The organism is Paramesorhizobium salinisoli (genome assembly GCF_003335045.1).
Lineage (GTDB): Bacteria > Pseudomonadota > Alphaproteobacteria > Rhizobiales > Rhizobiaceae > Paramesorhizobium > Paramesorhizobium salinisoli.
Window position 1 is genome coordinate 104,811 of record NZ_QOZG01000008.1, and the last position, 20,306, is coordinate 125,116.

Consider the following 20,306-nt stretch of genomic DNA (forward strand, 5'->3'; position numbering starts at 1 on the left):
TTAAGCCGCTTGCCGGTCGGCCGGGGCGGCGATCAGCTTGTCGCCGTCATGCCCTGCGATCAGCCGTTCGACGATCGTGCCCGGTTCGCCGCCATCAAGAGCTGCGAGTGTAAAGCCCTCGGTGCGGCCAATGCCCTCGCGCTCGACAAGAAGCTTCTGCATCGTGCCGTCGAGCTTCGCGAGATGCGCCGCATAGGTGCGGTCGCCTTCCGCCCGCAGCCGGGCGGCGCGTTGCTTGACCGTCTGCCGCGCCACCTGCGGCATTCGCGCGGCGGGCGTACCCGCGCGTGGGCTGAACGGGAAGACATGGAGATGCGTCAGCCCGCATTCCTCGACGATTTTTAGCGAATTCGCGAACATTTCTTCCGTTTCGGTGGGGAAGCCGGCGATAATGTCGGCGCCAAAAACGATATCCGGCCTGATCTGGCGGACTGTCTCACAGAAATGGATCGAATCGTCGCGCAGGTGCCGACGCTTCATGCGCTTCAGGATCATGTTGTCGCCCGACTGCAGCGACAGGTGCAGATGCGGCATCAGGCGCTTTTCACTAGCCAAAGCCTCCATAAGGTCGTCGTCGGCCTCGATGGAATCGATCGAGGAAAGGCGCAGGCGCTGAAGATCAGGCACTTGCGCCAGGATGGTCTTCACCAGCTTGCCGAGCCGCGGGCTGCCCGGCAGGTCGGGGCCATAGCTGGTCATATCGACGCCGGTCAGCACCACTTCCGCGTAGCCATTGCCGACGAGGCGCTTTACCTGCTCGACTACCGCGCCCATGGGTACGGAACGCGAATTACCGCGGCCATAGGGGATGATGCAGAATGTGCAGCGATGATCGCAGCCGTTCTGCACCTGCACGAAGGCGCGGGCGCGGCCCTCTATGGCGTCGACCATGTGGTTGGCGGTTTCGCGGACTTCCATAATGTCGTTGACGCGGACCTTCTCGAACTGGTTGACGCCGAAATCAGGCAGCATCCGATATGAGTTGGAGCGCAGCTTCTCCTCATTGCCGAGCACGAGGTCGACCTCGTCCATGGCGGCGAATTCGTCGGGGCCGGTCTGAGCGGCGCAACCGGTGACGATGATGCGGGCATCCGGGTTTTCGCGGCGCGCCTTGCGGATCGCCTGACGCGCCTGACGGACCGCTTCGGTGGTGACGGCACAGGTATTGAAGATGATCGCGCCGCTTTCGATCTGGCCGAGACCGGCGGCGTCGGCTTCCCGCTTCATCACTTCGGATTCATAGGTGTTCAGGCGGCAGCCGAAGGTGACGATCTCGACCGCCATTATGCCACGCCTCGCTTGCCTATCGCGTTCAATGGCGCAGCATCGGCATCGCGCATCCATGCGCCCGTGGCGGGATCGAAGCTGCCTGCGAATTCCCATTCCGCCGGCCCGGTCATGAGGACATGATCATCCTCGCGCCACTCGATCAGGAGCGGTCCGCCGGGAACGGTGACAGTGACGTTGCGGCCCGTGCGGTCCGTGCGGGCAGCACTGACTGCGGCGGCGCAGGCCGCCGACCCGCAGGCGAGCGTCAATCCAGCGCTGCGCTCCCACGTGCGCAGGGTCAATGCGTCGCTTGCCGTGATCTGGGCAATGGAAATATTGGCGCGCTCAGGAAAGATCGGATGATTTTCCAGAAGCGGGCCGAATTTTTCGAGCTCATAAGACCAGACATCGCGGTCGACCCAGAAGATCGCATGCGGATTGCCCATCGAGGCCGCCGAAGGCGAGTGCAGCACGGGATCGTCGATAGGGCCTACCTGAAGCTCAATACGGCGCGTATCGTGAAATTCCTCCGCCAGCGGGATTTCCTGCCAGCCGAAGCGTGGCTTGCCCATATCGACGGAGATCAGCCCGCCGGCATGTTCTTCCGCCGTGAGGATGCCAGCCAGCGTTTCGAAAGTGAAACTGTTGCGGCCGGTTTCGGCCGCCAGGGCCTGGACGACACAGCGCATGCCATTGCCGCAGGCCTGAGCCTGCGTGCCGTCACAATTGATGATCTCGACATAATAGTCGGTATCCAGCGTCTTCGGATCGTGGATCGCCATGAGTTGGTCGAACCTCGTCGCCGGGTCGTGCGCAAGCGCAATCGCCGCCGCCGGTGCGACGCGATCGCTCCGTCCACGCATATCGGCAACGATGATCTCGTTGCCGAGCCCATTCATCTTGGCAAAAGCTGTCTGCTCGCCCATGGCCCTACAATCGTTAGGTCTGATGTTCAACGATAGGGGCTTATATGGCGGAATTGGCGGCGAATTGCCAGAGTTTGGTTTCAAGCCCGGGTTTGCGCGTCTACGAAGCTGCCGCCCGGACGCCTCAGGCTATGACGATACCGCCGAAAATCAGCGCGAGAAGCAGCACGATCAGCACGACGAAGATCAAAAGCTTGGCGCCGGTCGCGGCGACGCCGGCGACACCGCGAAAGCCGAGGAGGCTGGCGATGGCCGCGACGATGAGGAGAATGAAAATCCATTTGATCATGTTGCTGTTCCCGGTTGGCCTTTGGGTGATTGTTCCGGTTCCCAGCGGTGGCGGATTTCATGCAGCGGGGAAACCGCTCCGCACTTTCGCTGGTTTTGCTTTAACGGGTGGTGTGTCTTCCGGTTCCGCGGCGGCCATCCGGGAAGGGTGGTCGGCTATCCGTCATAGAAGTGTGACATCCTTGTCCCAGTGGTCGGACTTTTTTGTCCAGATCGTCGCCGGAGGCCGGCTATTGCGACGAAAAATCGGGTACGCGGTTGCAATTTTGCCCACATCGCCATTTTATCACGGGCATATTGACCAGGAGCCGCGCCGGGAATACGAGGCCGGCCTGTGCAGATGGAGAATGGTTATGGGAATTTCGAAAACCGGTCTGATGAGCCTGGCAATGGTAGCTATCCTTGCCGCGGGGTGCCAGAGCGCCCGACTCGGCAATCTGGATACGGTTTCGCCTTCTCCTTCGGCGCCGCCTCCACTGCGGGCTGCCCCTGCAGGCCATGTGCAGCAGAGCAACCTGCCTGCGCCCAATGCATCGCAATTCCCGGCTCCGCCCGCAGGCGCGCAGAATGGTGTCGGTCCCGGCGAGATCGGCGCCGGCACGCAGATGGCGAATGTTCCGCCGGCCACCGCGCCTGATGTCACGGCTGGCAGTGTTGCCGGCGTTTGGACGGCTTCCGTAGCCGGCCAGAACTGCAAGGTCGCGACACCGCAGACGAAATTCGGCCAGGGCTATCGCGCCGGCCCGCTGCGCTGCCCGGGCGAACTGGCAAATCTTGCTTCCTGGGCCGTCAACGGCAAGCAGTTGGTGTTCTATGATGCGTCCGGCGGAACTGTGGCGCAGCTCTATTCATCCGGCCAGGGCCGTTTCGACGGTCAGACCTCGACCGGACAGTCGGTCAGCCTTTCACGCTAAGTTTCAAAGCGGACCTGGCAAAACCGGTGGAATCGGACGGAAATGTCTTTTGACCAGAAGCTGAAGGCATTTCCTTCCGTGCGCGAACGCTATGACGCGATGGGGGCGGCCGGTGAGGTTGATCCCGATGCGGCCCAACGTGCGCTTGCCGACCGGCTGGATCGGCTGATCGAGGAACTGGGGCAAAAGCGGCTTTCCAAGAAGGGAAGCGCGTTGGGGTGGCTGTTCGGGCGCAAGACGGCGAACCGGGAGCCGGTGAAAGGCCTTTACATCTATGGCGAGGTCGGGCGTGGCAAGACCATGCTCATGGACTTGTTTTATGCGCTGGCGCCGGTCAAGCGCAAACGTCGGGCGCATTTCAACGATTTCATGGCCGACGTGCATGAGCGCATCCACGCGCATCGCCAGGCTTTCAAACGCGGCGAGACGAAGCAGGAAGATCCCATCCCGCCAGTCGCCGATGCGCTGGCGGAAGCGGCATGGGTCCTCTGCTTCGATGAGTTCACGGTCACAGACATCACCGATGCGATGATCCTGTCCAGGCTGTTCAGCGCGCTTTTCGAGCGTGGCGTGGTGCTGGTGGCGACGTCGAACGTCCAGCCGGACAATCTTTACCGCGACGGGCTCAACCGCCAGCTTTTCCTGCCCTTCATCGATATTCTGAAACGCCATGTCGATGTGATCTGTCTCGATTCCCGCACGGATTACCGGCTGGAAAAGCTGAACCGGCAACCGGTCTATGTGACGCCGCTCGGCGACGCGGCGCGCCGGCAGATGGACGTCGCTTGGGACGCCGCCAAGGACGGGGCCGAGGAACGAACCGATATTCTCGTCGTCAAGGGGCACAAGGTTGCGGTGCCTCGGGCGGCCGGCTCCGCCGCCCGTTTCTCCTTCGGCGACCTTTGCTCCAAACCTTTGGGCGCTTCCAATTACATGGCGATCGTCCGGCGCTATCATGTCATCTTCATCGACGATGTTCCGGTACTGGATTATGCGCGCCGTAACGAGGCCAAACGCTTCATCCTGCTGATCGACACGCTCTACGACCATCATGCCAGGCTCGTTGTTTCGGCGGAGACCACGCCGGACAAGCTCTATCTCGCATCGTCAGGGACGGAAGCCTTCGAGTTTGAACGGACCGCTTCACGACTGTTCGAGATGCAGAGTACCGAGTATCTGGAAGCGGTTGCGAGCGGCGATCCTCGGGCAATTCAAGGCGTCCCAGGCTAAAGCATCTCAGGCGCGTGAAGGCCCTGTTCTTTTCACGCAGCCAACGTTTTGCCAAATTCAATTGACGTTTACGTAAGAATTTATGAATCTAAACGATTGAAAAGATTGGGCAGAAAAGAATCGGTTGAGTTCTTTTTCAAACGGGCCTATCGACCTTGGCAGCGCTGGGGCGTTTCCGGGTGTCGCCGGATGGCTTTACGCGTTTCTTGGCACCAAAGTTCAGGGAAGAAAACCAGCATGGCACGCAACAAGATTGCCCTCATCGGCGCTGGCATGATCGGCGGAACGCTCGCCCATCTGGCCGGTCTCAAGGAACTCGGGGACGTCGTTCTTTTCGATATCGCCGAAGGTACTCCGCAAGGCAAGGGTCTGGATATCGCCGAGTCGTCTCCGGTCGACGGTTTCGACGCTAAGTTCGTCGGCGCGAATGACTATGCCGCCATCGAAGGCGCCGATGTCGTCATCGTCACTGCCGGCGTGCCGCGCAAGCCTGGCATGAGCCGCGACGATCTGCTCGGCATCAATCTGAAAGTCATGGAGCAGGTGGGCGCGGGCATTAAGAAATATGCCGCCGACGCATTCGTCATTTGCATCACCAATCCGCTCGACGCAATGGTCTGGGCGCTGCAGAAATTCTCCGGCCTTCCCGAAAACAAGGTGGTCGGCATGGCCGGCGTGCTCGATTCGGCGCGTTTCCGCTATTTCCTCGCGGAGGAATTCGACGTGTCGGTCGAGGATGTGACGGCCTTTGTGCTCGGCGGCCATGGCGATTCCATGGTGCCGCTGCCGCGTTATTCGACGGTTGCCGGCATTCCGCTCCCCGATCTCGTCAAGATGGGCTGGACCAGCCAAGACAAGCTCGACAAGATCATCCAGCGCACCCGTGACGGCGGCGCGGAGATCGTTGGCCTGCTGAAGACCGGATCGGCCTTCTATGCGCCGGCTGCTTCGGCCATCCAGATGGCCGAAGCCTATCTCAAGGACAAGAAGCGCGTACTTCCGGTCGCAGCCCATCTTTCCGGCCAGTACGGCGTCAAGGGCATGTATGTCGGCGTTCCCGTGGTGATCGGCGCCAATGGCGTGGAGCGCATCATCGAGATCGACCTCGACAAGAACGAGCAGAAGGAATTCGACAAGTCGGTGGCTTCCGTCGCCGGGCTTTGCGAAGCCTGCATCGGCATCGCGCCGAACCTCAAATAGGGATTTTCAACCGATCGTGATGGCGATCGTGATGGGTTGCGTCGCGATCGGTCGTCTTTCTCCATCATTTGGAAACGTTCCGCTGCTAGCGGATTGGAACATCCGAAAAGGACATCCGCATGAATATTCACGAATATCAGGGCAAACGCCTGCTTCACACCTACGGGGTGCCGATTGCCAATGGCGTTGCCGTCTATTCCGTCGAGCAAGCGGAAGAGTGGACGAAGACGCTCCCCGGGCCGCTCTACGTGGTCAAGAGCCAGATCCATGCCGGCGGTCGCGGCAAGGGTAAGTTCAAAGAACTCGGGCCGGATGCTAAGGGCGGCGTAAGGCTGGCGAAATCCGTTGACGAGGTGATCGCCAACGTCAAGGAGATGCTGGGCAACACGCTTGTCACCAAGCAGACCGGCCCCGCCGGCAAGCAGGTGAACCGGCTCTATATCGAGGACGGCGCGGATATCGAGCGTGAGCTCTATCTCTCGATCCTGATCGACCGTACCGTCGGCCGTCCGGCCTTCGTCGTTTCGACCGAGGGCGGCATGGATATCGAGGCGGTTGCCGAGGAAACCCCTGAGAAGATCGTGACGCTTGCCATCGACCCGGAGACGGGCGTGACGGAAGCCGATTCGCTGAAACTTGCCGATGCGCTGAAGCTTGAAGGCGACGCCAAGGCGGATGCGCTGACGCTCTTCCCGATCCTCTACAAGGCGTTCACCGAGAAGGACATGAGCCTCCTCGAAATCAATCCGCTGATCGTGATGAAGGACGGCCATCTCAGGGTTCTGGACGCCAAGGTGTCCTTCGACAACAATGCCCTGTTCCGTCACCCTGATATCGTCGAATTACGCGATACGACGGAAGAGGACGAGAAGGAGATCGAGGCATCGAAGCACGATCTCGCCTACGTCGCTCTGGACGGCAATATTGGCTGCATGGTCAATGGCGCGGGTCTCGCGATGGCGACGATGGACATCATCAAGCTCTACGGCGCGGAGCCGGCGAACTTCCTCGATGTCGGCGGCGGCGCTTCCAAGGAGAAGGTGACGGCTGCATTCAAGATCATCACCGCGGATCCGGCTGTCAAAGGCATTCTCGTCAATATTTTCGGCGGCATCATGAAATGCGATGTCATCGCCGAAGGCGTGATCGCGGCCGTCAAGGAAGTGGGCCTCAAGGTCCCGTTGGTCGTGCGTCTCGAAGGCACCAATGTCGAACTCGGCAAAAAGATCATCAACGAGAGCGGGCTGAATGTCATTTCGGCCGACGATCTCGACGATGCGGCGCAGAAGATCGTCGCTGCAGTGAAGGGGAACTAAGGCATGTCCATTCTCGTCAACAGGGACACCAAGGTCCTCGTGCAGGGTCTCACCGGCAAGACCGGTACCTTCCACACCGAACAGGCTCTCGCCTATTACGGCACCAAGATGGTCGGCGGCATCAACCCGAAGAAGGGTGGAGAGACCTGGCTAGGCGCGAAGGGCGAAAGCCTGCCGATCTTCGCCACGGTCGCCGAGGGCAAGGAGACGACGGGCGCGAACGCTTCCGTCATCTATGTCCCGCCCGCAGGCGCGGCCGCCGCAATCATCGAAGCCATCGACGCAGAGATTCCGCTGATCGTCTGCATCACCGAAGGCATTCCCGTCCTGGACATGGTCAAGGTCAAGGCTCATCTCGACAAGTCCAAGTCGCGCCTGATCGGCCCCAACTGCCCCGGCGTGCTGACGCCTGAGGAATGCAAGATCGGCATCATGCCGGGCAATATCTTCAAGAAGGGCTCGGTGGGTGTTGTTTCGCGTTCCGGCACGCTTACCTATGAGGCAGTGTTCCAGACGTCGAACGAAGGTCTTGGCCAGACGACAGCGGTGGGTATTGGCGGCGACCCGGTCAAGGGTACGGAATTCATCGACATTCTCGAGATGTTCCTCGCGGACGACGCCACCAAGTCGATCGTGATGATCGGCGAGATCGGCGGTTCGGCGGAAGAGGATGCCGCGCAGTTCCTCAAGGATGAGGCCAAGCGCGGCCGCAAGAAGCCGATGGTCGGCTTCATTGCCGGCCGCACGGCGCCTCCCGGACGCACCATGGGTCATGCCGGTGCGGTGATCTCCGGCGGCAAGGGCGGTGCGGAAGACAAGATCGCGGCGATGGAATCTGCTGGCATCCGCGTTTCCCCGTCGCCGGCACAGCTCGGCCGGACCCTGGTCGAGGTGCTGAAGGGATAATATCGCGGGCCAGGCAGAATGCCTGGCGCGATGCAGCGACAAGGCGGCAGACCGAAGGCCTGCCGCCGGCATGGAATGCGAGAAGACCATCGGGGCGATTTGCGCCCGGATGGCATCAGAGGCAATGGCCTCGAAGCGGCTAAAGGAGACGGAGCGACGCTCCGGCAAGACATATGGCAAGGCAAGAACAAGCCAACGACGTTTTCGCCCTCACTTCATTCCTCTATGGCGGAAATGCCGACTATATCGAGGAACTCCATGCGAAGTACCAGGATGATCCGGCATCGGTGGATCCGCAGTGGCGGGATTTCTTCGCCAATCTCAGCGAAAATGCCGAGGATGTCAGGAAAAACGCGCAAGGCGCGTCCTGGGAAAAGCCGAACTGGCCCATTGCCAGCAATGGCGAACTCGTTTCCGCCCTCGACGGCAATTGGGGCGAGGTCGAGAAGCACATTACCGACAAGCTGAAGGCCAAGGCGGGGAAGGGCGAGGTAAAGCCCGGCAATGGAGCGAGCGGGGGAGCGAGCGGCGCAGGCGCTGCTGCACCGGCTTTCACGGAAGCGGAGATCACCAATGCGGCGCGCGACTCCGTGCGCGCCATCATGATGATCCGCGCCTATCGCATGCGCGGCCATCTGCATGCCAATCTTGATCCGCTCGGCCTTGCGGAATCGCCTGACGATTACAACGAACTGGCGCCTGAAGCCTATGGCTTCACCCCGGCCGATTACGACCGCAAGATCTTCATCGACAATGTGCTGGGTCTCGAATATGCGACGATCCCGCAGATGCTCGAAATCCTCCAGCGCACCTATTGCTCGACGATCGGCGTCGAATTCATGCATATTTCAGATCCGGCCGAGAAGGCGTGGATCCAGGAGCGCATCGAGGGTCCCGACAAGGGCGTCGCCTTCACGCCGGAGGGCAAGAAGGCGATCCTGTCGAAGCTGATCGAGGCGGAAGGCTTCGAGCAGTTCATCGACGTCAAGTACAAGGGCACCAAGCGTTTCGGCCTCGATGGGGCGGAAGCGCTGATCCCGGCGCTGGAACAGATCGTCAAGCGCGGCGGTCAGATGGGGCTGAAGGAAGTCGTCCTCGGTATGGCGCATCGCGGCCGCCTGAACGTGCTCAGCCAGGTGATGGCCAAGCCGCATCGTGCGATCTTCCACGAGTTCAAGGGCGGTTCCTACACGCCTGACGACGTGGAGGGATCCGGCGACGTGAAGTACCATCTGGGTGCTTCCTCGGATCGCGAATTCGACGGCAATCGCGTCCACCTGTCGCTCACGGCCAATCCGTCGCATCTCGAAATCGTCAATCCGGTGGTGATGGGCAAGGCCCGCGCCAAGCAGGATCTGCTCGTCGGCCGCAGCCGCGACGAGATGGTGCCTTTGACAGAGCGCGCCAAGGTGATGCCGTTGCTGCTGCATGGCGATGCGGCTTTTGCTGGCCAGGGCGTGGTGGCGGAGTGCTTCGGCCTTTCCGGCCTGAAGGGGCATCGTGTCGCCGGCACGGTGCATTTTATCATCAACAACCAGATCGGCTTCACGACCAATCCGCGCTTCTCGCGTTCCTCGCCCTATCCTTCAGATGTGGCGAAGATGGTCGAGGCGCCGATCTTCCACGTCAATGGCGACGATCCCGAGGCGGTGGTCTATGTGGCGAAGGTCGCCACCGAGTTCCGCATGATCTTCCACAAGCCCGTCGTCATCGACATGTTCTGCTATCGCCGCTTCGGTCATAATGAAGGCGACGAGCCAGCGTTCACGCAGCCGCTGATGTACAAGAATATCCGCGCGCACAAGACGACCGTGCAGCTCTACTCGGAAAAGATGATCGCGGAAGGCGTGGTCACCGAAGCCGAGTTTGAGAAGATGAAGGCTGACTGGCGGGCCAATCTCGAGACGGAGTTCGAGGCGGGCCAGAGCTACAAGCCGAACAAGGCCGACTGGCTCGACGGCGCATGGTCCGGCTTGAGGAAAGCCGACAATGAGGACGAGCAGCGCCGCGGCAAGACGGCGGTGCCCGTCAAGACGCTGAAGGAGATCGGCAAGAAGCTGGTCGAGGTGCCTGATGGCTTCCATGTCCACCGCACCATCCAGCGTTTCCTCGACAACCGCGCCAAGATGGTCGAGACCGGCGAGGGGATCGACTGGGCGACGGCGGAGGCGCTTGCCTTCGGCTCGCTGGCGGTCGAAGGCCATCCGATCCGCCTGTCGGGCCAGGATGTCGAGCGCGGAACCTTCTCGTCGCGCCATTCCGTTCTCTACGACCAGGAGAACGAGCAGCGCTATATTCCGCTCAACAATCTGCAGAAGGGCCAGGCCCTCTACGAAGTCATCAATTCGATGCTTTCGGAGGAGGCGGTGCTCGGCTTCGAATATGGATATTCGCTATCTGAGCCGCGGGCCCTGACACTTTGGGAAGCGCAGTTCGGCGATTTCGCCAACGGTGCGCAAGTCGTCTTCGACCAGTTCATCTCGTCGGGCGAGCGCAAGTGGCTGCGTATGTCGGGTCTCGTCTGCCTGTTGCCGCACGGCTATGAAGGGCAGGGGCCGGAGCATTCCTCGGCCCGCTTGGAGCGCTGGCTGCAGATGTGCGCCGAAGACAACATGCAGGTGGCCAACGTCACGACACCGGCCAACTACTTCCACATCCTGCGCCGTCAGATGAAGCGAGATTTCCGCAAGCCACTGATCCTGATGACGCCGAAGTCGCTTCTGCGCCACAAGCGCGCCGTTTCGACGCTGGCCGAGATGTCGGGCGAATCGTCATTCCACCGGCTTCTGTGGGACGATGCGCAATATTTGAAGGACCAGCCGATCAAGCTCGCAAAGGATTCGAAGATCCGGCGCGTCGTGCTCTGCTCGGGCAAGGTCTATTACGATCTCTACGAGGAGCGCGAGAAGCGCGGCATCGACGATATCTATCTCCTGCGCGTCGAGCAACTCTATCCGTTCCCGGCCAAGGCGCTGATCACCGAGCTTTCGCGCTTCCGCACCGCGGAGATGGTGTGGTGCCAGGAAGAGCCGAAGAACATGGGTGCCTGGTCGTTCATCGATCCTTATCTCGAATGGGTTCTCGCCCATATCGATGCCAAGCATCAGCGGGTGCGCTATACCGGGCGACCGGCCGCGGCCTCGCCGGCGACCGGCCTGATGTCGAAGCACATAGCGCAGCTTGAAGCTTTCCTTGAAGATGCCTTAGGTTCCTGAAACAAACACAACTGAACAGACTGACCACCAACGGAAGAGCAAGATCATGGCGACCGAAATCCGCGTTCCCACTCTCGGGGAATCCGTCAGCGAGGCAACCATCGGTAAGTGGTTCAAGAAGGTCGGCGAAGCCATCGCCGTCGACGAACCGCTGGTCGAACTCGAAACCGACAAGGTGACGGTTGAAGTACCGGCGCCATCCGCAGGCGTACTCAGCGAGATCACTGCCAAGGAGGGCGACACGGTCGGCGTCGACGCGCTGCTCGGCATGATCGAGGCTGGCGGCGCTGCGGTAGCTCCGGCCAAGAAGGAAGAGCCGAAGGCGGCCGAGGCTCCGAAGGCCGAGGCGGCAAAGCCTGCTGCTGCCCCGGCGGCATCCGCTTCCGGCCCGGCGATGGCGCCAGCACCTTCCGCCGCCAAGCTCCTGTCGGAATCAGGCGTTTCCGCCGATCAGGTCGAGGGTTCGGGCAAGCGCGGCCAGGTGCTGAAGGGCGATGTGCTCGAGGCTCTGGCCAAGGGCATTCCGGCGGCACAGCCGGCCGAGGCGCCGAAGGCAGCCCGCGTGCCATCTGCAGCCGGCGACGAAAGCCGCGAGGAAAGGGTCAAGATGACCCGCCTGCGCCAGACCATCGCCCGACGCCTGAAGGACGCGCAGGCCACGGCGGCGATGCTGACCACCTTCAACGAGGTGGACATGTCGGCGGTCATGGAACTGCGCAACCGCTACAAGGAACTCTTCGAGAAGAAGCATGGCGTGAAGCTCGGCTTCATGGGCTTCTTTACCAAGGCGGTGACCCATGCGCTGAAGGAAATTCCGGCCGTCAACGCCGAGATCGACGGGACCGACATCATCTACAAGAATTACTGCCATATCGGCGTCGCTGTCGGCACCGAAAAAGGGCTGGTCGTTCCGGTGGTGCGCAATGCCGACGAGATGTCGATCGCAGAAATCGAAAAGGAAATCGGCCGGCTCGGCAAGGCGGCGCGTGACGGGCAGCTCTCCGTGTCGGATATGCAGGGCGGCACCTTCACGATTTCGAACGGTGGCGTCTATGGTTCGCTGATGTCGACGCCGATCCTCAATGCGCCGCAGTCGGGCATTCTCGGCATGCACAAGATCCAGGAGCGGCCAGTGGCCATCGGCGGTCAGGTCGTCATCCGCCCGATGATGTATCTGGCGCTTTCCTACGATCACCGCATCGTCGATGGCAAGGAAGCCGTGACCTTCCTCGTGCGCGTCAAGGACACGCTGGAAGATCCAGAGCGCCTGGTTCTCGATCTCTAATCGGTACTGGATTGGGCCGCCTACTGGCCGGCTCGATCCGTTCCCCCATCCGTCCGGAGAATGGGCATGATGCCATATGTGATCGAGTTTGCCGGGCTGATGGCGGTGTTTTCGATCCTGATCGTATCGCCCGGCGCCGATTTCGCGCTGGTGGTGCGCCAGAGCATCGTGCATGGCCGCCGTGCCGCGATCATCACCAGCATCGGCATCGGCTGCTCGCTCCTGTTCCATATCGGCTATACGATCCTCGGTATCGGGTTGATCGTGTCGAAATCGCTCTACCTGTTCTCGCTGCTCAAATGGGCGGGTGCGGCCTATCTCGTCTATCTCGGCGTGAAAGCCTTGCGTGAGAAAAATGTCGGCGTTTCCGATATCGCTGCCGAAGTCGGGGAAACCCCGCCCGAAGCGGGAAAGATCTCCACCTTACGCTGCTTCCTAATGGGCTTCGTCACCAACGCCCTCAATCCCAAGGCCGTGCTGTTCTTCCTTTCCTTGTTCTCCACTCTCGTCAGCCATCAGACGCCGGTCGCCGTCCAGGGGGGCTACGGGCTATTGATGGCGGCGTGCCTGATTGCGTGGTTCGTGGCGGTCTCGACCTTCTTCACGCTCGCATCGGTGCGCGAGCGCTTCGTCGCCTGGGGACGCTGGTTCAACCGGGTGACCGGCATGGTCTTCATCAGTCTCGGCATCGAGCTTGCAACACAGCAGGCCAATTGAGCTAGGGCCAAGGGGAATGACGATGGGTGTGCAGCAGCTTTTTTCCAGACTTATCCAGAAACTGGCATTTACGGCGATGTTCGGCGCCAGCCTCGCCACGCCGTTTTCGGCCTATGCCGCCTGCACCCAGGACCGCGCGATCTATGGCGACCGCGACGAACATTATACGCTCGCTTTCAAACGGACACCGGAGGGGGTTCCGGTCACCACATCGAACGAGTTCACCATCACGCAGAAGAGTGATGGTCAGGCCACCCAGACCAGCGCCTTCAAGCTTGACGGAGTGGTGATGTGGACGGAAGGCGTGGCGAGGCCGAATGGCATGATCATGCACAACTGCCCCAGTGGCGACGTCATGGGCGAGGAATTTGAAGACTGCACGGTTTGGCAGGGCGTGATCTACGCGCTGAAGGACGGCGCCGATGCCGATCTCCTGCCCAAGGCCAAGGAGCCCGCAGCGCAGGCCCTGCTTTTGCCGGACCTCGCCGGATCTGTCGATTCATTCGATTTCGGCGCGGCAAAGCCCGCCGAACCGCTGTCATGGGAAGTATTTCGTTTCAGGGAATGCGCGCCTGACGAATAGGCGCTGGTTTGTTTCAGCCGCATGATCTTACCTGGAAGTCTGCAACTTTTCAGGATCATGCTCTAGAAGAGGAATAGCTCAATGTCTTACGATGTCGTCGTCATCGGAACGGGACCCGGAGGTTACGTCGCAGCCATCAAGGCCGCGCAGCTCGGCCTCAAGGTGGCCGTGGTCGAAAAGCGCAAGACCTTCGGCGGTACCTGCCTGAACATCGGCTGCATACCATCCAAGGCGCTGCTGCACGCCTCCGAGATATTTGCAGAAGCCGGGCACTCCTTCGATACGTTGGGCGTCGAGGTTGGAACGCCGAAGCTCAATCTGGAAAAGATGCGGGCGCACAAGGATGCGACGGTGAAGGCCAATGTCAACGGCGTGGAGTTCCTGTTCAAGAAGAACAAGATCGACACGTTCATCGGCACCGGCAAGGTGCTTGGCGTAGGCAAGGTCGCGGTGACCACCGACGAAGGCACGGTGCATCAGCTCGAAACGAAGAACATCATCATCGCCACCGGCTCCGATGTGGCCGGCATCCCCGGCGTCGATGTCAAGTTCGACGAGAAGGTGATCGTCTCGTCCACCGGCGCGCTCGATTTCGACAAGGTTCCCGGTCATCTGGTGGTGGTCGGCGGCGGCGTGATCGGGCTGGAGCTCGGCTCTGTCTGGGCGCGTCTGGGCGCCAAGGTCACTGTGGTAGAATATCTCGACAAGATCCTCGGCAGCATGGATGGCGAGGTTTCCCGGCAGTTCCAGCGCTTGCTGGAAAAGCAGGGAATCGTATTCAAGCTTAGCGCCAAGGTGACGGGCGTGGAGAAGACGGCAAAGGGCGCCAAAGTGACATTCACGCCGGTCGCAGGCGGCGAGGCGGAGACGATCGAGACCGATGTGGTGCTGGTGGCAACCGGCCGGCGGCCTTTTACGGACGGGCTCGGCCTCGAAGCCGCTGGCGTGGTTCTCGACGAGCGCGGGCGCGTTGCGGTCAACGATCATTGGCTGACCAGCGTTCCGGGCATCTATGCTATCGGCGACGTGGTAAAAGGCCCGATGCTGGCGCATAAGGCAGAAGACGAGGGCGTCGCGGTCGCCGAGATCATCGCGGGCCAGGCGGGGCACGTGAATTTCGACGTCATCCCGAGCGTCGTCTATACGCAGCCCGAAGTAGCTTCGGTGGGCAAGACCGAGGAGGAACTGAAGGCCGCCGGTATCGACTACAAGGTGGGCAAATTCCCGTTTACCGCCAATGGACGCGCCCGGGCCATGCTCCACACCGACGGTTTCGTCAAGATCCTTGCCGACAAGGCGACGGACCGCGTGCTGGGCGCCCATATTCTCGGTTACAATGCGGGCGAGATGATCCACGAGCTGGCCGTGCTGATGGAGTTCGGCGGTTCGTCCGAAGATCTGGCGCGGACCTGCCATGCCCACCCGACCATGTCCGAAGCCGTACGCGAGGCGGCGCTGGGCACATTCTTCAAGCCAATTCACATCTAGAGCAAGTTCCGGAACTGCTCTGAATCTTCGGTTCCATCTGCAAATTGAAAAAGCCCGGAACTCTCCGGGCTTTTTTTGTGTGAAGATTATTGGGTGGGAGCCGGTGCGGTCGGTGCTGCCGGTTCAGGCGGCGCCGGCGCGTTCGCCATGTCACCGCTGGAATAGAGATAATAGCCGGCGATCACGATAACGGCGAGCAGAATCGCCCCCATAACATAGCCGGTGCTTCCGCTGCGTCCCACGGGCCGCGGCGGGTCGCGGACAGGATCATCAGGCCTATTCTGTCTCCCCGGCTGCAAATTCGGATCAAGGGGATCAACCATTACGCTCTCCTCGGGATAAACAGGATCGTAGTGATCCGGTTAACCACCAAATAATGCGGCGAAGCCGGATTCGTTCCAGAAAAAGCAGGAACGGGGGGATTCGAGCTGAAAAGCAGCCGCATTGCGCTCTAATCGCCTACCGCGCTTATCCGATAGCCCTTGGCGCGCAGGCGCTCGATTAGGCCTTTGTCGCCGGGCAGATGCAATGCCCCCACGGCGATGAAGGCGTTGCCTTTATCGAGAATCGGGACGGCGCGGCTGGCCATGACAGCGTTGCGTGCATCGATCATCTTCTGCTCGAAAGCGGCATAGCCGTCATCGGGCTTGCCATCATCTGGCGCAAACGATTGCAGCATGGGCATGATCATGCCGATCCGGCCCTTGGTGTAGAGGACCAGCATGGTTTCGTACATATCGTCCAAGCGGCTGCCCAGCGCCAGCGTCTCGACCAACCCCTTGATGTGAAAGTCGAGCGACAGTGAGGCCATGGCGTCCAGTTGCTCGACAATCGTCTCAAGCCCCTGGACGTTTTTGCCCTGCGCCTTGGCATCCTTCGCAAGCTTGAGGTCGAGAAAGGCGGCGCCGGCTTTCTTGCGGGCCATCTCGCAGGCTGGCATCGCCACCATGCTGGTCAGCATCCACGGCTTCATCCGGGAGACGGCAGCAAGCGGAACGCCGCGTTTGGCGAGCGCAGCGCGGACGCCGTCGATCTTGTCGGCGGGCAGCAGTTTCTCAAGCGTCCTGCCGTCGGTGAACATCATGAGGTCCGGGCGCTCGGCCATGGCCTTGGCGGGGGCTTGTGGATCAAGAATTTCGACGGTCTCGATGGCCACCGTCGTTGAGGCGTCATATGCCCTGCTGGCTTCAGGCAAAAGATTGGCGACCCGCGGATCGGCCAGATGCATGGTGCCGAAAAGATAGGAAGGCGCGACGCCGTCCTTCTCGACCTTCCACAGGAGCCCGTCGCCATTGGGGGTTGCTTCCGCCTCGGCGCGGATTGCGGCAAGCTTTTGCGGATGATCGCGGGCGAGTTTCACGATCAGATCCTTGCCGGTGCAGGCGGTCGTTTCTGCCCTGGCTGCAGCGGCGGTCGCAAGCGCGAGGGCAAACGACAGGAAAAGAAGCAGGTGCAAGGCGAGGACGATTCTCAGCGCATGATCGGCGATGCGGTCGGTACGTGCGCGGGGCGAAGCCGTTTTCATTGGTGAAAGATTACCGTGATATTAGACGAAAATGCGCCATTCGAACGCATGTCATGCGCGTGGATGGGCCTTGTCATAGATTTCCAGAAGCCTGTCGGTATCGACGCCGGTATAGATCTGCGTCGTGGAAAGGCTGGCGTGGCCGAGGAGTTCCTGGATGGTGCGCAGGTCACCTCCGCCTGCGAGAAGATGCGTGGCGAAGGAGTGGCGCAGCGCGTGCGGCGTGGCCGTGTCAGGCAGGCTGAGGCCACTGCGCAGCTTCTGCATCTCGCGCTGGATGATCGCCGGCTGCAATGCTCCGCCCTTGGCGCCACGGAAAAGCGAAGTGCCCGGCGCAAGATCGTAAGGGCAGAGCCGGCGATAGGCATCGACCGCGCGGTGGACGACGGGCAAGAGCGGCACCAGCCGGGTTTTGTTGCCCTTGCCCTTGATGGCGATCGAGCGGGCGGAGTTGTCGCCGAGATCGCCGGCATCGAGGCCCAGCGCTTCGGAAATGCGCAGGCCGCAGCCATAAAGCAGCGTCAGCACGGCGGCATTGCGCGCGGCGATCCATGGTTCTTCCGCAAGCTGTTCTCCCGCATCGACGACGCGTTTCGCATCGATGGCGGTGAGAGGCTTCGGGAGCGATTTCGGCTGGCGTGGCGCGCGCATCGCACCGGCGCCGGCGGCATTGGCAAGGCCGCGCTTCTCCAGATGGCGGAGCAGGGAGCGGATGCCGGCAAGGCCACGCCCGAGCGTGCGCGCGCCGGCGCCGCCATTGCGCCGGTTGGCCAGAAAAGAGCGCAGATCGGCAACGCGCAGGGCGCTGACATCCTTCAGCGAGGGTGGGCCACCCAGATGGCCGGTCAGGAATTGCAGGAACTGCCTTGTGTCGCGCTCATAGGCTTCAAGCGTGTTGTGCGAGAGACGTCGGGCATTTTTCAACGAATTCAGCCATTCCTCGCGCGCCGCCAGAAGGTCGGCGCGCGCAGGCACGAGGAATTCCGTCGCTGCGGGTCTGGCTGTCATCGGGCTCGCTCTTGGCAATCAAGCCTCGACCATGCCAGCGAGATGTTACAGAGTGGTTGCCACTTGGCGTTTTGCCCGGGATTGGGTAATGCCAAACGCAGACAAATCGGCGCAATGATGGAAAACGCATGCCCCAACCAGAAAATCCAGTCCAACTCGCCGTGATCGGCGCGCCCCATGGCACGCGCGGTGAAGTCCGGGTCAAGACGTTTACCGGCGATCCCCTGGCGCTCGGCGAATATGGGCTTCTTTATGATCAAACCGGCCGCAGCTATGAAATCATGGAGATCCGCGAGGCGAAAACCGTCGTCGTGGTGCGGTTCAAGGGCGTCAACGACCGCAATGCGGCGGAGAAGCTGAACGGCACTGCCCTGTTCATCAGCCGGGAGCAATTGCCGGAGGAACTCGACGAGGATGAGTTCTACCATGCCGATCTTATCGGCTTGGAAGTGACTGATCTCGAAGGCGCAGTGATCGGGCGGGTGACCGGCATTTACGATTTCGGCGGCGGCGACCTCGTTGAATTGAGCACGCCGGGGCGCAAGCCCTATCTCATCCCGTTCACGCAAAGCGCCGTGCCCGACATCGATATGAAGGGCGGACGGCTCACGGTCGATCCAGTCGCCGCAGGCCTCGTTGCCGATGACGACACTTCCGATGAACCGGGAAGTCCGGGCAATCCAGGCAGGGGAAAAGATGGCGGGCAACGGGACAAGGGACGGGACAGGCGGGAGCCCAAATGAGTTTCCGTGCGACCATCCTGACGCTTTATCCGGAAATGTTCCCCGGTCCGCTTGGCATTTCGCTGGCCGGCAAGGCACTGGCTGAGGAAAAATGGCGGCTGGAGACGGTGCAGATCCGCGATTTCGCGGAAGGTAAACACCGCATGGTAGACGACACGCCGGCAGGCGGCGGCGCGGGCATGGTGATGAAGGCCAATGTGGTGGCGCGGGCCATTGATAGCGTGATGGATGGGGATAGCGTGGCGGATGAGCGGCCAAGATTGCTGATGAGCCCGCGTGGCAAGCCGCTGACCCAGAAGCGGGTGCGATCGCTTGCCGAAGGGCCGGGCGCGATCATCCTTTGCGGACGCTTCGAAGGCGTCGATGAACGGGTCATCGAGGGGCGCGATCTCGAAGAGATATCGATCGGCGACTATATCCTCTCCGGCGGAGAAGTCGCGGCCTTGGTGCTTCTCGATGCGGTGATCCGGCTTTTGCCAGGTGTGATGGGAAATGAACAATCCGGCGAGACGGAGAGTTTCGAAACGGGGCTACTCGAGCATCCGCATTATACCCGTCCACAGCAATGGGAAGGGCGGTCCATTCCCGATGTGCTGACCTCCGGCAATCACGGCGCGATTGATAAATGGCGACGCGCCCAGGCGGAGCGGATCACCCGGGATAGACGGCCCGATCTGTGGAAGGCGCATCTGGAAGCGAAATCGGAGAAATAGCCCGCCTGTTCAGGGCACCCACGAGAGACAGCGTTTCGGCAGTTGATTAAATACGCTCGATAGTGTATTGCCCCGCCAACTCAGGGAAAAATCCCGAGATCCGCCAACCAATGAATGGTGAACACGCTCCTGCCTCGAAAAAGGCATAGCTGCACGGCAATGAGACTGTGCAGCAAGTGTCGAGCGCTCTGACTGTTCGAAAAGAACGAGAAGGACCCGGACGATGGACATCATTCGTCAGATCGAGGCCGAGCAGGCCGCCAAGATCGAAGAAAAGCGTACATTCCCTGATTTCAAGCCTGGTGATACCGTCCGCGTGCAGGTGCGCGTCACGGAAGGCACCCGTACCCGCGTACAGGCTTACGAAGGCGTTTGCATCGCCCGTGCCGGCGCCGGCATCCATGAGAACTTCACCGTTCGCAAGATCTCCTATGGCGAAGGCGTCGAGCGCGTATTCCCGGTCTATTCACCGCTGGTGGAAGCCGTCGAACTCGTCCGCCGCGGCAAGGTGCGTCGTGCCAAGCTCTATTATCTGCGCGGCCTGACCGGCAAGGCAGCCCGCATTTCCGAGAAGAAGGACTACCGCAAGCCCACCAAGGGCGCGGTGGTTCCGGAAACCGGCAAGGCTGAAAAGACTGCGGCCGAATAAGCCGCAAACCACAGAGTTCTCGCAAGGCGGTCTTCGGGCCGCCTTTTTCTTGCGGTGAGGAATAGCGCTCAGTGAAGCGGACATCCCTTGCAATGTCTCGAAAGAGGCTGCGACAGGATCGCGGGCGGAAGAAGGTTCTTCGCTTTTCAATTTTATTGCCTGAAAGCGGAAAAATTGATAAAGAACGCAGCATGAACTCCTTTGATGGATGGATCGGGCGGAAAATTATCGTGCTGCAGGACCGCAAGCGTCTGCCGCAGCGCTTTTCCGCGCGAATTTCCGGGGCGCTTAACAGCCTTCTTAGCTGAGCACGGCCCAGGCTTAGGCCAAG

The 20,306-nt window shown here is 61.0% G+C and carries 20 protein-coding genes; 14 read left to right on the forward strand and 6 right to left on the reverse strand.

The features are described 5' to 3' along the window. The 3 genes from mtaB to DUT91_RS18450 form a co-directional block, all read right to left on the reverse strand. Complete coding sequence (mtaB, locus tag DUT91_RS18440; protein WP_114441969.1) at nt 1-1,284, reverse strand: tRNA (N(6)-L-threonylcarbamoyladenosine(37)-C(2))-methylthiotransferase MtaB; 1,284 nt, start codon at nt 1,282-1,284, stop codon at nt 1-3. Then, nucleotides 1,284-2,195 (reverse strand): diaminopimelate epimerase, encoded by a 912-nt coding sequence (gene dapF / locus DUT91_RS18445; protein WP_114441970.1) that lies wholly within the window; start codon nt 2,193-2,195, stop codon nt 1,284-1,286. The genes mtaB and dapF overlap by 1 nt, the downstream gene beginning before the upstream one ends. A gap of 124 nt (nt 2,196-2,319) precedes the next feature. Beyond that, complete coding sequence (locus DUT91_RS18450; RefSeq protein WP_114441971.1) at nt 2,320-2,484, reverse strand: DUF1328 family protein; 165 nt, start codon at nt 2,482-2,484, stop codon at nt 2,320-2,322. A gap of 352 nt (nt 2,485-2,836) precedes the next feature. Between DUT91_RS18450 and DUT91_RS18455 the strand changes: the two genes are divergently transcribed. The 10 genes from DUT91_RS18455 to lpdA all read left to right on the forward strand — a co-directional run bounded on the left by DUT91_RS18455 (nt 2,837) and on the right by lpdA (nt 15,337). Beyond that, a complete protein-coding gene (locus tag DUT91_RS18455; protein WP_114441972.1) occupies nt 2,837-3,397 on the forward strand; it encodes a protease inhibitor Inh/omp19 family protein in 561 nt (186 codons plus the stop codon). Nucleotides 3,398-3,439: 42 nt separating this feature from the next. Beyond that, on the forward strand, nt 3,440-4,627 hold the full coding sequence (zapE, locus tag DUT91_RS18460) for a cell division protein ZapE (RefSeq protein WP_114441973.1): 1,188 nt from the start codon (nt 3,440-3,442) through the stop codon (nt 4,625-4,627). Nucleotides 4,628-4,864: 237 nt separating this feature from the next. Further along, nucleotides 4,865-5,827 carry a malate dehydrogenase gene (gene mdh, locus DUT91_RS18465; RefSeq protein ID WP_114441974.1) on the forward strand — a complete coding sequence of 321 codons (963 nt, stop codon included), beginning with the start codon at nt 4,865-4,867 and terminating at the stop codon, nt 5,825-5,827. 119 nt (nt 5,828-5,946) lie between these two features. Continuing rightward, nucleotides 5,947-7,143 carry an ADP-forming succinate--CoA ligase subunit beta gene (gene sucC, locus DUT91_RS18470; RefSeq protein ID WP_114441975.1) on the forward strand — a complete coding sequence of 399 codons (1,197 nt, stop codon included), beginning with the start codon at nt 5,947-5,949 and terminating at the stop codon, nt 7,141-7,143. Nucleotides 7,144-7,146: 3 nt separating this feature from the next. After that, nucleotides 7,147-8,049, forward strand: coding sequence for a succinate--CoA ligase subunit alpha (sucD, locus tag DUT91_RS18475; RefSeq protein ID WP_114441976.1), 903 nt, complete (start codon nt 7,147-7,149; stop codon nt 8,047-8,049). Between the two features lie 173 nt (nt 8,050-8,222). Next, nucleotides 8,223-11,264 (forward strand): 2-oxoglutarate dehydrogenase E1 component, encoded by a 3,042-nt coding sequence (locus tag DUT91_RS18480; RefSeq protein ID WP_114441977.1) that lies wholly within the window; start codon nt 8,223-8,225, stop codon nt 11,262-11,264. A gap of 46 nt (nt 11,265-11,310) precedes the next feature. Further along, entirely contained in the window at nt 11,311-12,549 is a 1,239-nt protein-coding gene (odhB, locus tag DUT91_RS18485) for a 2-oxoglutarate dehydrogenase complex dihydrolipoyllysine-residue succinyltransferase (RefSeq protein WP_114441978.1), read from the forward strand. A 69-nt stretch (nt 12,550-12,618) separates the two neighbouring features. Next, on the forward strand, nt 12,619-13,266 hold the full coding sequence (locus DUT91_RS18490) for a LysE family translocator (protein WP_114442098.1): 648 nt from the start codon (nt 12,619-12,621) through the stop codon (nt 13,264-13,266). Between the two features lie 22 nt (nt 13,267-13,288). After that, nucleotides 13,289-13,849: a hypothetical protein gene (locus DUT91_RS18495; protein ID WP_245419790.1), complete on the forward strand. Its 561-nt coding sequence runs from the start codon at nt 13,289-13,291 to the stop codon at nt 13,847-13,849. A gap of 81 nt (nt 13,850-13,930) precedes the next feature. Then, nucleotides 13,931-15,337: a dihydrolipoyl dehydrogenase gene (gene lpdA / locus DUT91_RS18500; protein WP_114441979.1), complete on the forward strand. Its 1,407-nt coding sequence runs from the start codon at nt 13,931-13,933 to the stop codon at nt 15,335-15,337. Nucleotides 15,338-15,423: 86 nt separating this feature from the next. On the opposite strand, the gene DUT91_RS18505 is transcribed toward lpdA, so the two are convergent. The 3 genes from DUT91_RS18505 to DUT91_RS18515 all read right to left on the reverse strand — a co-directional run bounded on the left by DUT91_RS18505 (nt 15,424) and on the right by DUT91_RS18515 (nt 17,870). Further along, nucleotides 15,424-15,660 carry a hypothetical protein gene (locus tag DUT91_RS18505; protein ID WP_114441980.1) on the reverse strand — a complete coding sequence of 79 codons (237 nt, stop codon included), beginning with the start codon at nt 15,658-15,660 and terminating at the stop codon, nt 15,424-15,426. Nucleotides 15,661-15,788: 128 nt separating this feature from the next. Beyond that, nucleotides 15,789-16,862 (reverse strand): TraB/GumN family protein, encoded by a 1,074-nt coding sequence (locus tag DUT91_RS18510; RefSeq protein WP_114441981.1) that lies wholly within the window; start codon nt 16,860-16,862, stop codon nt 15,789-15,791. Between the two features lie 51 nt (nt 16,863-16,913). Then, entirely contained in the window at nt 16,914-17,870 is a 957-nt protein-coding gene (locus DUT91_RS18515) for a tyrosine recombinase XerC (protein WP_114441982.1), read from the reverse strand. Nucleotides 17,871-17,998: 128 nt separating this feature from the next. Here DUT91_RS18515 and rimM point away from each other — a divergent pair, with 128 nt between their 5' ends. The 4 genes from rimM (at nt 17,999) to DUT91_RS25560 (ending at nt 20,283) form a co-directional block, all read left to right on the forward strand. After that, nucleotides 17,999-18,613, forward strand: a complete 615-nt coding sequence (gene rimM / locus DUT91_RS18520; RefSeq protein ID WP_114441983.1) for a ribosome maturation factor RimM — start codon at nt 17,999-18,001, stop codon at nt 18,611-18,613. After that, nucleotides 18,610-19,326 carry a tRNA (guanosine(37)-N1)-methyltransferase TrmD gene (trmD, locus tag DUT91_RS18525; protein ID WP_114441984.1) on the forward strand — a complete coding sequence of 239 codons (717 nt, stop codon included), beginning with the start codon at nt 18,610-18,612 and terminating at the stop codon, nt 19,324-19,326. The genes rimM and trmD overlap by 4 nt, the downstream gene beginning before the upstream one ends. Before the next feature lie 223 nt (nt 19,327-19,549). Further along, the gene (gene rplS / locus DUT91_RS18530; RefSeq protein WP_114441985.1) at nt 19,550-19,975 is read left to right on the forward strand and encodes a 50S ribosomal protein L19; all 426 of its coding nucleotides are present in this window, start codon (nt 19,550-19,552) and stop codon (nt 19,973-19,975) included. Between the two features lie 71 nt (nt 19,976-20,046). Then, nucleotides 20,047-20,283 (forward strand): hypothetical protein, encoded by a 237-nt coding sequence (locus tag DUT91_RS25560; protein ID WP_147272213.1) that lies wholly within the window; start codon nt 20,047-20,049, stop codon nt 20,281-20,283. The last annotated feature ends 23 nt before the right edge of the window (nt 20,284-20,306 follow it).